The sequence below is a fragment of the Alsobacter sp. SYSU BS001988 genome (assembly GCF_054796215.1).
Window position 1 is genome coordinate 1 of the sequence record NZ_JBTAMK010000079.1, and the last position, 222, is coordinate 222.

The following is a 222-nucleotide window of genomic DNA, read 5'->3' on the forward strand; positions in this document are numbered from 1 at the left end:
GGACTGGACGGCTCTTGCCGAGACGAGGCGGTCGGTTCGGGAGTACCTGGACACGCTCGACGAAGCGGCTTGGGGCGCCGCCAGCGATGTGAAGCCGAAGTTCGTGTCCAAGTCCGATCCGGCGGCGCAATGGACCGGAGCCCTGAAGGGGCACGCCTTCTTCGCCTATGCGACCAACTATCTGATCGACCTCCAACACGCCGTCATCGTTGATGTCGAAGC

Annotated in this window: 1 pseudogene; it reads left to right on the top strand. The window is 63.5% G+C overall.

Annotation, left to right across the window (positions count from 1 at the left end):
- Nucleotides 1-222: pseudogene (locus ACYVO7_RS25875) on the top strand (IS5/IS1182 family transposase); the annotation flags it as partial.